This window comes from Aestuariivita sp., assembly GCF_021404545.1.
Lineage (GTDB): Bacteria > Pseudomonadota > Alphaproteobacteria > Rhodobacterales > Rhodobacteraceae > Aestuariivita.
Window position 1 is genome coordinate 37,011 of the sequence record NZ_JAAWWD010000044.1, and the last position, 14,734, is coordinate 51,744.

Consider the following 14,734-nt stretch of genomic DNA (forward strand, 5'->3'; position numbering starts at 1 on the left):
TCTGGCCCAAACCCTGTCGGCCGCGCTCACCTTTCTTGGCCAGGCTCGTATGCCGGTGCACCGCCTTCAAAGGCATTGCCATTGACATAGTCGCAGGGCGCCTCCTGCATTTGCAGGTGCAGACCGTCGCCGGTATAGGGGTGCGCGCGAGCCAGAGCCTCATCCACCTCAATGCCCAGACCGGGAGTGTCGGGCGGTGTCACGAACCCGTCTTCGACCCGGATCGTGCCCTTGATCAGCCGATCGTGAAACGGTGTTTCGATGGTTTCGCACATCAGGATGTTCGGGATGGAGGCGGCAAGCTGGATGTTGGCGGCCCATTCCACGGGACCCGCATAAAGATGGGGGGCCATTTGCGCGTTGTAAACCTCGGCTATGGCGGCGACCTTCTTCATCTCCCAGATACCCCCTGCGCGACCGAGGGCCGGTTGCAGGATGGTGGCCGCACCCGACCGCAGGATCGGCGCAAACTCGGCCTTGGTCGTCACCCTCTCACCCGTGGCCACGGGGATCCGCACGGCGCGCGCCACCTTGGCCATTTCTTCGACGGCATCGGGGGGGATGGGCTCTTCAAACCAGAGCGGGGCATAGGGCTCCAGCGCCTGACCCAACCGGATGGCGCCTGCGGTGGTGAACTGTCCATGGGTGCCAAAGAGCAGATCGGCGCGGTCGCCCACAGCTTCCCGAATGGCTTTGCAGAACGCTACCGATTGCGAGATATCCGACATCGCAGGCATATGCCCGCCGCGCAGTGTATAGGGACCGGCGGGGTCGAATTTCACTGCCGTATAGCCGCGCGCGACGCAGTCCGCGGCTGCCTCTGCCGCAAGCTCGGGCGAGGTCCAGAACGTGGCCATGTCATGATGCGCCAGCGGGTAGAGATAGGTATAGGTGCGGATGCGGTCATTCATCCGCCCACCGATCAGCGCATGCACGGGCCGCCCGCGATCCTTGCCCAGAATGTCCCAGCAGGCGATCTCCAGCCCCGAAAACGCGCCCATCACGGTCAGATCCGGGCGCTGGGTAAAGCCAGACGAATAGGCGCGGCGGAACATCAGTTCGATATTCTCGGGGTTTTCGCCCGCCATATGCCGCGCAAACACGTCCCGGATCACATGGGTCATCGCCCCGGGCCCGATGGAGGAGGCATAGCATTCGCCCCAGCCCACAATCCCGGTATCGGTCGTCAGCTTGACAAGGATCCAATAGCGCCCGCCCCAACCGGGTGCCGGAGGGGATGTGATGATGACATCAAGATCAGCAAGTTTCATCGGGCGTCTCCTTGGGTAGGTCGCGCCACCCTGCCGTCCGATGCAGGGCGCGGCAAGCCGGAAACCGACCTTTGTGTGCCGCTTTGGGTCGGCAGTGGCCGCCGATCGCATCCGTGGGAGCCAAGGGGCCGAAGCGGAAGCCATCGACACGCTTCGATCTTTGAGCCGGCGGTCCACACCGACGCAGAAACACTCTGCGGGCACCGTACCAGTCAGGACGGCGCCAGATTGGCCGCGCAAAATGCAGGGTTCGGCACCTTACCGGGTTCCGCCGCTCACCGTCCGTGGCGGTTTCCACCGAGTGTGGGGTCTGCCCGAAAGCGGCAGCACAGCCGACAACGCGCCGATCCGAGCGGTCTGCCGGTATGCGGCGGCGTTCCGCTCTTTGGTCCGGCAACCTCCGAGCGCACGCCGCATCGGGCCAAGATGTCGGCCAGCAGTTACCTGTCGAACACGATCACGTTGCGCTTGGCAGATCCTGTCTTGGTATCGGCAATTGCCTCGTTGATCTGATCCAGGCTCCAGCGATTGGAGATCAGTTCATCCAGTTTCAGCCGCCCCTGATCATAAAGGTCGACCATCCATGGGATATCTCGCTGAATGACCACGTCCCCCATCTTTGAGCCGACCATACCCTGACCGGTAAACGACAGGATAACCGGCTCATAGCTCGATTGGGCACCCGAATGGGGCATGCCCACCATGATCACCTTGCCGCCGCGCGCCAGATAAAGAGGTGCCTGATCATAGGCGGGGATCGCGCCGACGGTGACAATCACCGCATCCGCGCCGCGCCCCATCGCCTTCATCGCGTCGCGCCAAGGCCGTTTGGCAGTGGCCAGCACCCCGTCCGTCGCGCCAAAGCTGCGCGCGATTTCCAGCTTTTCCTCGGTCATGTCGACGGCCACGATCCGGCGGGCACCCGCGATCCGCGCGCCCTGAATGGCATTCAGGCCGACACCGCCCGCGCCGATCACCACAACATCCTGGCCCGCGCGCAGACCGGCGGCATTGACCACGGCGCCCACGCCGGTGATCACGCCGCAGGCCACCAGGCTGGCCGCATCCTTGGGCATATCGGGAGAAATCGCCACCACCTGGCTTTGATCCACAACGACCTTTTCGGCAAAGGCGCCCGAGGCCATGGCCTGATGCAGCTTGCCGCCATCGGCTGTCTTGATCGGACCCTGATCCCCGTCATAGGGCGTTTCGCAAATCGTCGGCTTGCCGCCTGCGCAGGACGGACAGGTGCCGCAGGCCCGGATCAGGGTCACGACAACGCTATCGCCCTGGCGCACTGTGCTGACCCCGTCACCCACGGCCGTGACGATACCTGCCGCCTCATGGCCGTAGACCGCCGGCAGCGATCCTCCCCATGCCCCTTCGGCATAGGAGATATCCGAATGGCAGATCGCGACGGCATCAAGGGTGACCTCGACCTCGCCCAGCCCGGGGGCGGAGATCTGGATGTCCTCAATGCTGAGCGGTTCTCCGAATGTATGACAGACGGCGGCTTTGATGGTCTGCATGTGCAGCCTCCCTTGTTTTGTCAGAGGGTTACCGCACCGGATAAACGCTGCAAGCATGAAACCGCCATGCGCGGGGTCAATTACGCCACGGTATCGCCGCGTGGCGCGGCCAACGCACTGCCTTTTCGCAAAAACACCACAAGACCGACAATCATCAGCACCAGCGAGACAAGAAACGGCGCGCCGGGCAGATAGACCGGCGCACCGGGCGCGGTGAAGGCGGCAAAGACCGAGGTCATTGCCAGCGGAGCGATGATCATCGCCAATGCGTTGAGGCTGGTGAGCACGCCCTGAAGCTCTCCCTGCGCGTCATCGCCCACCGCGCGGGACATGATCCCCTGCAACGCTGGTGTGATCACAGCGCCCAGTGCGGCGAGCGGTGTGAGGATCAGCGCCAGCGTTCCGGTGGTGACGAAGGCGATCATCCCAAAAGCCACGATGTCGAAGACATGGCCATAGATCACCGTCAGCCGTTCGCCCCAGCGGCGCAGGATCAACCGGATCAGCCCACCCTGAACCGCCGCCATCATAACCCCGAAGAGCGCCAGCGACAGCCCGATGGTCTGCGGACCCCAGTCGAACCGTTCCTGCGTGAAATAGGCCCAAACTGCGGGATAGACATAGAATGCCACCTGGTAGATGAAATAGACCAGCAAGAGCGGTCCGATCCCCGGCAGCCGCGCCAGGTGCCGAAACGCGCCGAACGGGTTGGCCCGCCGCCAGTCAAAGGGACGGCGGATCTCGTCGGTGACCGTTTCGCGCAGCACCAGATAGCCAAAGACCGCATTGATCGCCGAAAGTGCCGCTGCCGCATAGAACGGCGCGCGCGCGCCATATTCGCCCAGCATGCCACCGATCACCGGTCCCAGAACAAACCCGATGCCAAAGCCCGCCCCGATCAGGCCGAAATTCGCGGCCTTTTCATGGGGCTTCGAGATATCGGCCATATAGGCCGCCGCGGTCGAGCCGGTGGCCGCCGTGATCCCACCCACCATGCGGCCCGCCAGCAAGAGCCAGATCGAGCCTGCCACAGCCATCACCAGATAGTCGAGGCTCATCACCACAAGCGAGACCAGCAGAACCGGCCTGCGTCCGAACCGGTCCGACAGCGCCCCCAGAAGCGGGCCGAAGATGAACTGCATCACCGCAAAGACGGTCGAGAGAACGCCGCCCCATAACGCGACCGAGGCCAGCGTGCCGCCCTGCACCTCCAAGAGCAGATCGGGCATGACGGGCACGATCAATCCGATCCCCATCGCATCCAGCATCACGGTGATCACAATGAACAGGATGGGCAGGCGCACTGAGGTCTCGCTTTGGTCCGGGATCAGGGCAGCGTAGTTGCGCGCCCGCCGCAAGGAAAGCCCCTACTCAGCACATGGGCTCCGATCCAAAGGCGTGGCTGCGCCGCACGCGATGTTTTTGCGCTCGGGCCGCGCGGGCCGGGCGCCCGTAACAAAAGGACCGCGCCTCGAAACGCGTCTGTCGCGCGGGATCATCCGTCGCTTTGCAGCGCGCCGTTTTCCCAGGTGCCGCTTTCTTCCTGGCCGGTGGCATAGCGCATCGTGCCGCTGCCTTGCCGTTTGCCGTCCTGGAACATGCCTTCGTAGACATCGCCATTGGCGTAGGTCGCCACGCCCTGGCCGTTGATCTCTCCGCTTTGCCACTCACCTTCATAGACAAAGCCCGTGGCCATTTCGATGCGGCCTTCACCCTCGCGCTGCCCGGCGACAAAGCCGCCGGTATAGACCGATCCGTCAGGGTAGGTGGCCGTCCCCTGGCCATGGCGCTGCCCGTCCCGCCATTCGCCCTCATAGCGGTAGCCATCGGCATAGGTCATCACACCCAGCCCGTGGTTCTGGGCATTGCGAAAGCTGCCCTCGTAGGTCACGCCGTTGGCATAGGTGGCGATCCCCTGACCGTCGATCACACCGGCGCTCCATTCGCCCTCATAGGTGGAGCCATCGGGATAGGTGATCGTTCCCGTCCCATCGGCCAGATCGTTGCGGAACGTGCCGACATAGACCGAGCCGTCGGGATAGGTCACGCGGCCCTCACCCTCGATCCGGCCCGCGATCCAGCCGCCTTCGTAGAGATAGCCATCGGTACCCTGGAACACCCCCTGACCATGACGGAGGTCATCCTCGAAACTGCCTTCATAGACATCGCCATTGGCATAGACGACCCGGCCCTGGCCCTGCCGCTGTCCGCCGGAAAGCTCACCCTGGTAGACATCGCCATTGGGTTGGGTCAGCGTGCCTGTGCCACTGATCTGGCCGTCGGCCCAGAGCCCCACATAGGTCAGCCCGTCGGGCAGGGTCAGCGTGCCCTGGCCGTCACGCTTGCCGCCGACGATCTGACCGTCATAGATGGCGCCATCGGGATAGGTGATCGTGCCCATGCCCTGTTTCACCCCATTGACCCAATCGCCGCGATACTCATAACCGCCCGGGCTGGTCATCACGCCCTTCCCGTCATGCTGGGCATTACGGAACGTCCCTTCATACCGCACGCCATTTGCATAGATCGCCACGCCCTGGCCGTTGATCACCCCGTCAACCCAGGACCCTTCATAGGTCGAGCCGTCCGAGAAGGTGATCTTGCCGATGCCATTGGGTTTGCCCTTGGCAAACGCACCTTCATAGACCGACCCGTTCGGAAACCGTGCGACGCCCTGGCCCACAATTTCTCCGTCCACCCACGCGCCGGTATATTCATAGCCGTTGGGCAAGGTGTAGGTACCGGTGCCATGCTGGAGCCCGCCCTTAAACTCCCCCTCATAGACGCCGCCATCCTCATATTGTTTGGTCTGGACCTGTGCAATCGCAGGTGTGGCGGCTAATGCCAGCGCCATGACGACTGCGCGGACTGGGATCTTATGTGTAATTGGATTGTACATCTGCGCCTGACCTGTCGGTGGGTTGGCCCAAAGGTTAGGCGCAGCCGCCGAGGCCTTCAACGCCTTTTGACGGTCTTCTCTTTCCCTCCGGCGGTGATCTGCTAAATGATCCGGGCAAACTCGGGCCAGGGGGGCAGCATGGCTGACCGTTTCCGCATCACAATCGCACAGGTCAACCCGGTGGTGGGCGATCTGCGGGGCAACGCGGCCAAGGCGCGCGACGCGTGGGCCGTGGGCCGTTCGGCAGGTGCCGATCTGGTGGCCCTGCCGGAGATGTTTATCGCAGGTTATAATGCACAGGATCTGGTGATGAAGCCCGCCTTTCATGTGGCCGCCCAGAAAACGGTTGAGGACTTGGCCCGCGATTGTGCGGATGGGCCCGCATTGGCCATCGGGGCGCCCTATGCGGAAGGAACCCAGCTTTTCAACGCCTACCATATCCTCAAGGGCGGGCGCATTGCTTCCACGCAACTCAAGCATCATTTGCCCAATGAGACAGTCTTTGACGAAGTGCGGGTGTTTGACGCAGGCCCTTTGGGTGGGCCCTACAATGTCGGCAACACCCGCGTCGGATCGCCGATTTGCGAAGATGCCTGGCATGAGGACGTCGCCGAGACATTGGTCGAGACAGGGGCAGAATTCCTTCTGGTGCCCAATGGCTCGCCCTATTACCGGGGTAAATTCGAAACCCGGCTCAATCACATGGTTGCGCGCGTGATCGAAACCGATCTGCCGCTGATCTATCTCAACATGGTGGGCGGGCAGGACGACCAGGTCTTTGACGGTGGGTCTTTCGCGCTCAATCCCGGGGGCAGGCTGGCGCAGCTTCTGCCGGTCTTTGAAGAGGCCCTGGCCCATGTCGATCTCGCCCGTGGGCCGCAGGGCTGGGAGATTGTCGACGGCGCCAAGGCGCACCACCCAGATGAGTGGGAGCAGGATTACCATGTGATGGTGATGGCCGTACGCGATTACCTGGCCAAGACCGGCTTCAAACGGGTTCTTCTGGGTTTGTCGGGCGGCATCGATTCAGCCCTTGTTGCCGCGATCGCGGTGGATGCGCTGGGCGCGCAGAATGTGCGCTGCGTGATGCTGCCTTCGGAATATACCTCCGACGAGAGCCTGGAGGATGCCACCGCCGTGGCAGAGGCTTTGGGCTGCCGCTATGACACGGTTCCGATTGCTCAGGCGCGCGTGGCGGTGACCGAAACGCTGGCCCCGCTCTTTGCAGACACCGAGCCTGATTTGGCAGAAGAGAATATCCAGTCGCGGCTGCGCGGCCTCTTGCTGATGGCGCTCTCCAACAAATTCGGAGAGATGCTGCTGACCACCGGCAACAAATCCGAGGTCGCCGTGGGCTATGCCACGATTTATGGCGATATGGCGGGCGGCTATAACCCGATCAAGGATCTCTACAAGACCCGCGTGTTCGAAACCTGCCGCTGGCGCAACGAGGTCCATCGCAATTGGATGCAAGGTCCGGCAGGTGCCGTGATCCCCGACCGGGTCATCACCAAACCGCCCAGTGCCGAACTGCGTGAGGATCAAAAGGACAGCGACACACTGCCCGATTATCCCGAGCTTGACGCGATCCTCGAAATCCTGATCGATCAGGACGGTTCTATCGCCGATTGCGTTGCCGCCGGGTTCGATGTCGAAACCGCCAAACGGGTGGAGCATCTGATCTATATCAGCGAGTACAAGCGCTTTCAGTCGGCACCAGGGGCACGGTTGACCAAACATGCTTTCTGGCTCGACCGCCGATATCCAATTGTGAACCGCTGGCGCGATCCAGGTTGACCGGGCCGGGTCCGGCTTGCAAATACGTCTGGGTGGCAGGCTGAATTGGGCTGGACGCCCCGCCGATAAAGGGCAAACTGTGCCGCATGCCCGGCCCGACGCTCGATCCTGTTCCCACCGATCTTAATCTGCCTGACCGCGTCGATTGCGTGGTGATCGGCGGTGGGATCATTGGCACCTCGACCGCATTGGAACTGGCCGAACGGGGCCTGCGGGTGGCCTTGTGCGAAAAGGGCCAGATCGGTGCCGAGCAGTCTTCGCGTAACTGGGGCTGGGTGCGCCTCTCGTGCCGCGATCCCCGGGAAATTCCACTGATGATCAGCGCGATCCGCGCCTGGGAAGGAATGGAGGCACGCACCGGCCACCGTATGGGGTACACCCAGACCGGCATCCTCTTTGCCGCTGCCAGTGCGCGGGAGCAGGCAGAGTATGACAGGTGGAGCCAACACCTCCAGCCTCATCAAATCGAATGCCGCTTGATCCAGGGGGCTGAGCTGGGCGCCCTTTTGCCAGGGCATGCCCAGCTGCCCAGAGGCGCGCTCTATACCCCGATGGATGGCCGGGCCGAACCGCAATGGGCCGCCCCTGGCATCGCCAAGGGCGCGCGTGCCGCAGGGGCCACGATCCACACGGGCTGCGCGGTCCGGTCACTGGATACCGAAGGGGGCCGCGTCACCGGAGTGATCACCGAGAAGGGTCGCATTCGTTGCGATACCGTCGTGTTGGCGGGCGGCGTCTGGTCGCGCCTTTTTGCCGGGAATGCCGGGATCGAGCTGCCGCAGCTGAAGGTGCTCAACACCGTGATGCGCACCACGCCGGTCGATGGCGGGCCCGAGGCCGCGGCATGGGCTCCGGGCTTTGCGATCCGCAAACGCGCCGATGGCGGCTACACGATTGCCGATGGCACCTACAACATCGTCGATCTGGTGCCTGACACTTTCCGTCTGATGCGGCAGTTTCTGCCCGCGCTGAAAACGGAATGGAAATCGCTGCGCTTTCGCGTCTCGGATCGCTGGAGGCAGGAGAGCGCCCAGGCACGCCGCTGGACACCCGCCGACATCACCCCGTTCGAGCGGAGCCGTATCCTCGACCCTGAACCGGTCCGAAAGATCGTCAAATCCAGCTGGGCCGCCGCCCGCCGGGCCTTTCCGGTGCTGGAAAGCGCCGAGATCGCGCAGGCCTGGGCTGGGATGATTGACGTGACCCCTGATGCGATCCCGGTGATCTCTCCGGTGGACGATCTGCCGGGACTTTTTATGGGCACCGGTTTTTCCGGTCATGGCTTTGGCATCGGGCCGGGTGCCGGACAGCTCTTGGCCGATCTGGTCACGGGCCACCCGCCGGTTGTCGATCCGCATGCTTTTCGCCTGTCTCGGTTCAGCGATGGCAGCCCGGTCAGGCCCGAAAGCGGGTTCTGAGGGGTTATTCCCACCACCGGTCAATCGCCGCGATCTGCGCGTCGGACCAGCCGAAATGATGGGCAAACTCGTGAATGGTGATATGCGCCACCAAGTCCTCCAACGTCACCTCGCGCGCGCGCCATTCATCCAGGATCGGCTCCCGGAAAAGCCAGACGATATCGGGCCCAAACCCGCTGTCCATGACCGATTTCTCGGTCATCGGGATGCCGTCATAGAGGCCGGTCAGATCCAGCGGATCGTCAATCTCCATCTCCGCGAGCAGATCCAGCGGCGGCCAGTCCTGGACCTGAATCACAACCTCCGACGCCGCCCCCCGGAAGATTGCGGGCAAGGCGGCAACGGTGCGCAGGGCGATCCGTTCGATATCGGCAAGCGAGGCGGTCATGGCCCGGATATGGCCCGGGCCAGACCGGTCTGTCAAAGCATCAGCTGATAGGTATGGGGCACATAGTGAAACCCGTCGCCCCGCGTCTCGACAAAGCCGATCCCGGGCCAGGGCATGTGATAGCCGATCAGGGCGATGTTGTCGGTGGCCAGCATCGACAGAACCCGGCGGCGCGTGGCGGCGGCGGCGTCCTTGTCCATGTCGAAGCGCACCTCCCAGTCGGGATAGGCCAGCGACCAGACATAGTGATTGGCGAAATCGGCACCCAGAAGCACCTGCTTGCCGCCCGCCTCGATCATATAGGTCATATGCCCCGGCGTGTGGCCGAATGCGGCCATCGCCGTCAGGCCACTGGCCACACTGCCGCCATCGTCGAGAAACGTCATCTGCTCGGCCAGCGGGTTCACCATGCCGTCAAAGCCTTCATTGCCCTGACCTTGCCAGGCGTCGAACTCGACCCGGCCGGTGACATAGCGCGCATTGGGAAAGGTCGGCGCGCCATCTGTCATCAGCCCGCCGATATGATCGCCATGCATGTGGGTGATCACCACCACATCCACCTGATCGGGGGTATAGCCCGCCGCATTGAGCGCACCGGTGATGCTTTCGCCGGACAGGCCTGTGTCGAACAAAACCAGCTCAGACCCGGTATTGACCACGGTTGGGGTAAAGAAGAACTGGACAGCATCGGACGGGATCCTGGCCGCGGCGGAGGCTTCGGCAAAAGCCTCTTCCGAGACATTCATGCCAAAGATCGTCTGCGGATTCTCGACCGACCGGGTGCCAGCCAAAAGGGTCGTCACCTCGTAGTCGCCCATCACGATGCGATTGAACGGGGCCGTGCCCATCCCCAGCATCGGCGCCCCGGCCGAGGCGAAACCGGCGGTTGCCGCCAGCGGCAGGGCAGCCGCACCAGTCAGCGCAGTGCGGCGGGTCATTTTCGGTGCGTCGGTCATATCGGTGATCTCCCTTTGGACATGAATTCTGACGGGGCAACTAGCCCCTGTGACGATCTATGCCACGCGGGGGCAAGAAATGGGCCCCAAAACGCCCCGGCTCATGGTAATATTCCCGCGATGAGCCAAGCCAATACCTTTCCGACCGGTGCCGATGTGACGGCATTCCTCAATGCCGCCACGCCCGAGCGGCGGCGCATTGATGGGCTGGCGCTGGATAGGCTCTTTCAGTCCGTGACCGGCTTTCAGCCCCAAATGTGGGGGCCGTCCATTGTGGGATACGGCCGCTACGCATACCGCTACGCAAGCGGGCGCGAGGGGTCGTTTCTGGCCACCGGCTTTTCGCCGCGCAAATCGGCGCTGAGCATCTACATCTTGCCCGGCTATGCCGATTTCTCGCAGATTCTCACACGCCTGGGCAAACACAAGACCGGCAAATCCTGCCTTTACATCAACAGGCTCACGGATGTGGATACCAACGTTCTGGCCGAACTGATCCGCGTGGGCCTTGACGATTTGGCAACCCGTTGGCGGATAGACCCGACCTGATCCTTCTTCTGGCCAAAAATATTCCCGGGGAGTGTGAGGGGCTGGCCCCTCACCCCCGTCGCTGGACAAATACCCCCCCGTGTGACAAGAGCGCGCCAACAGGAGACACCCCCATGACCACCACCCGTTTCGCGCCCTCGCCTACCGGATATCTCCATATCGGCAACCTGCGCACGGCGCTGATGAACTATCTTATTGCCCGAAAAGCGGGCGGAACGTTCATCCTGCGTATCGACGACACCGACCCGGACCGCTCCAAGCAAGACTATGTCGACGGCATCAAGACCGATCTCGAGTGGCTTGGCCTGACCTGGGACCGGGTCGAGCGCCAGTCCGACCGCCTCGACCGTTATGCCGAGGCCTCCGATAAATTGCGCGAGATGGGCCGGTTCTACGAAGCGTTTGAAACCCCGACCGAACTGGACCTCAAGCGCAAGAAACAGCTCAACATGGGCAAGCCGCCGGTCTATGACCGTGCCGCCCTTGCGCTATCAGAGGCGGAACGCGATGCCCTGCGGGCCGAGCGGGGACAGGGCGTGTGGCGGTTCAAACTCGATCACGCGCGCATCGACTGGGCCGACGGTATTCTGGGCGATATCTCCATCGACGCGGCCTCCGTCTCCGATCCGGTGCTGATCCGCCAGGATGGTCAGGTGCTCTATACGCTGGCTTCGGTGGTTGACGATACCGAGATGGGCGTGACGGATGTGGTGCGCGGATCGGACCATGTGACCAACACCGCGACGCAGATCCAGATCATCGAGGCGCTGGGCGGCACCGTGCCCCGGTTTGCCCACCATTCGCTGCTGACCGGCCCGCAGGGAGAGGCGCTGTCGAAACGGCTGGGCACGCTTGCCCTGCGCGATCTGCGGGAGCGCGGCGTGCAGCCGATGGCACTGCTCAGCCTGCTGGCGCGGCTCGGATCGTCGGACCCGGTGGAGCTCAGGACCGAGATGGCCGGGTTGATCGACGGGTTTGACATCTCCCGCTTCGGGTCGGCGCCCACGAAATTCGATGAGGACGATCTTTTCCCGCTCACCGCGCGCTACCTGCATGGCCTGCCGCTGGAGGCCGTCGCCGATCAGATCCGCGAGGTTGGCGTGCCAGACGATCTGGCCGCACAATTCTGGACCGTGACACGCGACAACATCACCACGCTGCACGATCTGGCGGGGTGGTGGACGCTCTTTCGCGACGGGGCCGATCCGGTGATCGACGATGAAGACAAGGACTTCGTGGCCCAGGCGCTGGCCCTACTGCCCGATGGTCCCTTCGACGCCGATACGTGGGCCTCTTGGACCACTGCCGTCAAGCAGGCGACCGGCCGAAAGGGCCGGGGCCTCTTCATGCCGCTCAGAAAAGCGCTCACCGGTCAGAGCCATGGTCCGGATATGAGTGCGGTGATGCCGCTCTTGCAGGTGGTCAAAGCCCGCGACTAGAGTGGCAGGGTGAGCACCCAGGCCAATGCCAAGTTTCTGACGGGCAATCTCTTTCGGCACGTCTCTGTCATGTCGCTGACCGCCTCGGTCGGGTTGATGGCGGTGTTTCTGGTCGACTTTGTCGACATGATCTTCATCTCCATGCTGGGCAAGTCCGAGCTCGCAGCGGCGGTGGGCTATGCCGGTGCGATCCTGTTTTTCACCAGCTCCTTTGGCATCGGCATGGCCATCGCCGCAGGCGCTCTGGTGGCGCGCGCACTGGGCGCCGGGCGCTTTGAGCAGGGACGGGAGCGCGCGACGCATGCGCTGATCTTCGGGGTGGTTTTCGGCATCCTTTTTTCTGGGCTGGTCTGGCTGAACCTCGGAGCCTTGGTCAGCCTTTTGGGCGCCACCGGAGAGACCGCCGCGCTTGCGGTCTGGTATCTCCAGATCATCGTGCCCTCGCTGCCGTTCCTGCTGGTGGGCATGATGGGGGGCGCAATCCTGCGCGCGCATGGCGATGCGCGGCGCGCGATGATGGCCACGATCTATGGCGGAGGGGTCAACGCCGTCCTAGATCCGATCCTGATCTTTGGTCTGGATCTGGAGCTGACCGGGGCGGCGCTTGCCTCGGTCGCGGCGCGGCTGGTGATCGCGGCCACGTCGCTGTTGCCGATCCTCAAGCATCACGGTGGGTTTTCCAGACCCAACCCTGCGGGCATGGCGCTGGATCTGCGGCCGATTCTGGCCATCGCCGTACCCGCGATCCTGACCCAGCTTGCCACACCGGTCGGGCAGGCCTATGTCACTCGCGCCATGGCCGAATATGGGGAGGCGGCGGTGGCCGGCCTGGCCATTGTCGCGCGGATGACCCCGGTGGCTTTTGGCGTGATCTTTGCGCTTTCGGGCGCGGTCGGACCGATCATCGGCCAAAATTACGGAGCGCATGACACGGCGCGGGTGCGCGAAACCTACCGGGCGGCGCTCGTCTTTGTGGCTATCGTGGTGTTGGCAATGTCGGGGGCGTTGTTTGTGCTGCGCGAGCCGATTGCCGCGCTTTTCAGTGCGACCGGTATCACGCGTGAGCTGGTGTTTTTGTTCTGTGGCCCGCTGGCGCTGGTATTCTTTTTCAACGGGGTGATTTTCGTGGGAAATGCCGGATTCAACAACCTGGGCAAGCCGTTCTATTCGACCTGGATCAACTGGGGACGGCACACGCTGGGCACGATCCCTCTGGTGATTGCATTCTCGGCCTGGTTGGGCGCGCCCGGCGTTCTGATCGGTCAGGCGGTGGGTGGGGTGATCTTTGGCGTGTTCAGCATGATCCTGGCCGCCCGTGTCATGCGCGGCATCGGCCCGTCAGACGAGGCCGCCCCTGGATTTCCGCAGGCTCGCCTATTCCAGATGTTTTATCACCGCAGATAGCCGCGCCAGATGGTCGTCAACAATGGCGGTTTCTTCGGCGCTCAGCACCTGATGCCGGGGATAACGCGGGCGCGCGCGGTCATTCACGATGACCGACCCCCAGCCGTCGGTCGTGTCAAAAAACGTCTCTACACCCTCCACACCAAAAGCGCGGAGATAGCCCTGGATGACCACATCGAGATAGCTCATCAGGATCGGATACTCCTCGCTTGGCCGCGTGTGGCGGTCTTCGGGCACCGCATAGACCGCGATCTCGACCGGGTCTTTGACGGGATGTGCGACGCGCTCCGTCACCGCGACCCGGTCATAGGCCCATTCGCGCGCATCCAGTGCCTGCCAGTCATCGTGCGGTACATGCGCGATCATCCCGTCTATCTCGCAATCGGGATCCGGGATTGCCGTCAAAAAGGCCACCGGGCGCAAATCAGTGTGCCGCCACGCACGTCTCCAGCCCGTGAGCCGGGCCGGGTGAGGGCCGGGAAAATCATGCGTGGCCAGGTTCACAAGACTGCCATAGCCAAAAAAATAAGGGGCGGACATGCAAAATCTTTCCTTGCGCTGTATTGATGTATGTCAAACAATCATTTCTGTGAATATGCAACCGTACTCCATCCGGTCGGAGAGAGGACAACGTTCGTGCGCATTACCAAACGAACCAATATAGCCGTCAGACTGCTGATGTTTTGTGCCGCCAACCAGGATCGGTTGGTGACCAAATCAGAGATTGCGAAGATCTGCAACATTTCCGAGAACCACCTCGCTCAAGTGATTAACCAATTGAGTCAATTAGGTTATCTTCATACGCAAAGGGGGCGGAACGGGGGTATGACCCTGGCCCGCGACGCCAGCAATATCGTCATCGGGAATGTATTTCGCGATGTCGAAGGGGATCTTCCGATTGCCGAATGTTTTGCGGATGCCGACAATACCTGTCCGCTGGTCAACGCATGCCGACTCAAGCTGGCTCTGGCCGATGCAGCCCAGGCATTTTACGCGCATCTGGATGAGATCACGCTGGAATCGCTGGTTTGCGACAACGGTGCGTTGCTGAAAATCCTCAATCCCGTGGTCTGCACGCGCTAAA

13 protein-coding genes are annotated in these 14,734 nt (G+C 62.7%); 6 read left to right on the forward strand and 7 right to left on the reverse strand.

Features of this window, described 5'->3' with window-relative positions; all coding sequences use genetic code 11:
- Positions 1–26 precede the first annotated feature (26 nt).
- The 4 genes from HEP69_RS15525 to HEP69_RS15540 all read right to left on the reverse strand — a co-directional run bounded on the left by HEP69_RS15525 (position 27) and on the right by HEP69_RS15540 (position 5,654).
- Entirely contained in the window at positions 27–1,271 is a 1,245-nt protein-coding gene (locus HEP69_RS15525) for a mandelate racemase/muconate lactonizing enzyme family protein (protein ID WP_290559434.1), read from the reverse strand.
- Positions 1,272–1,711: 440 nt separating this feature from the next.
- Positions 1,712–2,800: a Zn-dependent alcohol dehydrogenase gene (locus HEP69_RS15530; protein WP_290559435.1), complete on the reverse strand. Its 1,089-nt coding sequence runs from the start codon at positions 2,798–2,800 to the stop codon at positions 1,712–1,714.
- An 80-nt stretch (positions 2,801–2,880) separates the two neighbouring features.
- Entirely contained in the window at positions 2,881–4,104 is a 1,224-nt protein-coding gene (locus HEP69_RS15535; RefSeq protein WP_290559473.1) for a TCR/Tet family MFS transporter, read from the reverse strand.
- A gap of 191 nt (positions 4,105–4,295) precedes the next feature.
- A complete protein-coding gene (locus HEP69_RS15540) occupies positions 4,296–5,654 on the reverse strand; it encodes a 2-isopropylmalate synthase (RefSeq protein ID WP_290559436.1) in 1,359 nt (452 codons plus the stop codon).
- Positions 5,655–5,837: 183 nt separating this feature from the next.
- Between HEP69_RS15540 and HEP69_RS15545 the strand changes: the two genes are divergently transcribed.
- Positions 5,838–7,496, forward strand: a complete 1,659-nt coding sequence (locus HEP69_RS15545) for an NAD+ synthase (RefSeq protein WP_290559437.1) — start codon at positions 5,838–5,840, stop codon at positions 7,494–7,496.
- Positions 7,497–7,582: 86 nt separating this feature from the next.
- Positions 7,583–8,914 carry an FAD-binding oxidoreductase gene (locus HEP69_RS15550; protein ID WP_290559438.1) on the forward strand — a complete coding sequence of 444 codons (1,332 nt, stop codon included), beginning with the start codon at positions 7,583–7,585 and terminating at the stop codon, positions 8,912–8,914.
- Positions 8,915–8,918: 4 nt separating this feature from the next.
- Here HEP69_RS15550 and HEP69_RS15555 read toward each other — a convergent pair whose 3' ends face one another.
- Both HEP69_RS15555 and HEP69_RS15560 read right to left on the reverse strand, forming a co-directional pair.
- On the reverse strand, positions 8,919–9,302 hold the full coding sequence (locus HEP69_RS15555; protein ID WP_290559439.1) for a metallopeptidase family protein: 384 nt from the start codon (positions 9,300–9,302) through the stop codon (positions 8,919–8,921).
- Between the two features lie 32 nt (positions 9,303–9,334).
- Positions 9,335–10,258 carry an MBL fold metallo-hydrolase gene (locus HEP69_RS15560; protein WP_290559440.1) on the reverse strand — a complete coding sequence of 308 codons (924 nt, stop codon included), beginning with the start codon at positions 10,256–10,258 and terminating at the stop codon, positions 9,335–9,337.
- A gap of 120 nt (positions 10,259–10,378) precedes the next feature.
- Here HEP69_RS15560 and HEP69_RS15565 point away from each other — a divergent pair, with 120 nt between their 5' ends.
- The 3 genes from HEP69_RS15565 to HEP69_RS15575 all read left to right on the forward strand — a co-directional run bounded on the left by HEP69_RS15565 (position 10,379) and on the right by HEP69_RS15575 (position 13,650).
- Entirely contained in the window at positions 10,379–10,807 is a 429-nt protein-coding gene (locus HEP69_RS15565) for a DUF1801 domain-containing protein (protein WP_290559441.1), read from the forward strand.
- Positions 10,808–10,920: 113 nt separating this feature from the next.
- On the forward strand, positions 10,921–12,246 hold the full coding sequence (gene gltX / locus HEP69_RS15570) for a glutamate--tRNA ligase (protein WP_290559442.1): 1,326 nt from the start codon (positions 10,921–10,923) through the stop codon (positions 12,244–12,246).
- Positions 12,247–12,315: 69 nt separating this feature from the next.
- Entirely contained in the window at positions 12,316–13,650 is a 1,335-nt protein-coding gene (locus HEP69_RS15575; protein ID WP_290559474.1) for an MATE family efflux transporter, read from the forward strand.
- Here the strand turns inward: HEP69_RS15575 and HEP69_RS15580 are convergent.
- A complete protein-coding gene (locus HEP69_RS15580; protein WP_290559443.1) occupies positions 13,621–14,190 on the reverse strand; it encodes a gamma-glutamylcyclotransferase family protein in 570 nt (189 codons plus the stop codon). The two genes, HEP69_RS15575 and HEP69_RS15580, sit on opposite strands and share 30 nt — an antisense overlap.
- A 96-nt stretch (positions 14,191–14,286) precedes the next feature.
- Here HEP69_RS15580 and HEP69_RS15585 point away from each other — a divergent pair, with 96 nt between their 5' ends.
- Complete coding sequence (locus HEP69_RS15585) at positions 14,287–14,733, forward strand: Rrf2 family transcriptional regulator (protein ID WP_290559444.1); 447 nt, start codon at positions 14,287–14,289, stop codon at positions 14,731–14,733.
- Position 14,734 lies beyond the last annotated feature (1 nt).

Coding starts and splice junctions, on each gene's coding strand:
- HEP69_RS15550 (WP_290559438.1), top strand. CDS start 7,583: ATGCCCGGCCCGACGCTCGATCCTGTTCCCACCGATCTTAATCTGCCT.
- HEP69_RS15540 (WP_290559436.1), bottom strand. CDS start 5,654: ATGGCGCTGGCATTAGCCGCCACACCTGCGATTGCACAGGTCCAGACC.
- HEP69_RS15545 (WP_290559437.1), top strand. CDS start 5,838: ATGGCTGACCGTTTCCGCATCACAATCGCACAGGTCAACCCGGTGGTG.
- HEP69_RS15580 (WP_290559443.1), bottom strand. CDS start 14,190: ATGTCCGCCCCTTATTTTTTTGGCTATGGCAGTCTTGTGAACCTGGCC.
- HEP69_RS15530 (WP_290559435.1), bottom strand. CDS start 2,800: ATGCAGACCATCAAAGCCGCCGTCTGTCATACATTCGGAGAACCGCTC.
- HEP69_RS15555 (WP_290559439.1), bottom strand. CDS start 9,302: ATGACCGCCTCGCTTGCCGATATCGAACGGATCGCCCTGCGCACCGTT.
- HEP69_RS15565 (WP_290559441.1), top strand. CDS start 10,379: ATGAGCCAAGCCAATACCTTTCCGACCGGTGCCGATGTGACGGCATTC.
- gltX (WP_290559442.1), top strand. CDS start 10,921: ATGACCACCACCCGTTTCGCGCCCTCGCCTACCGGATATCTCCATATC.
- HEP69_RS15575 (WP_290559474.1), top strand. CDS start 12,316: ATGTCGCTGACCGCCTCGGTCGGGTTGATGGCGGTGTTTCTGGTCGAC.
- HEP69_RS15525 (WP_290559434.1), bottom strand. CDS start 1,271: ATGAAACTTGCTGATCTTGATGTCATCATCACATCCCCTCCGGCACCC.
- HEP69_RS15560 (WP_290559440.1), bottom strand. CDS start 10,258: ATGACCGACGCACCGAAAATGACCCGCCGCACTGCGCTGACTGGTGCG.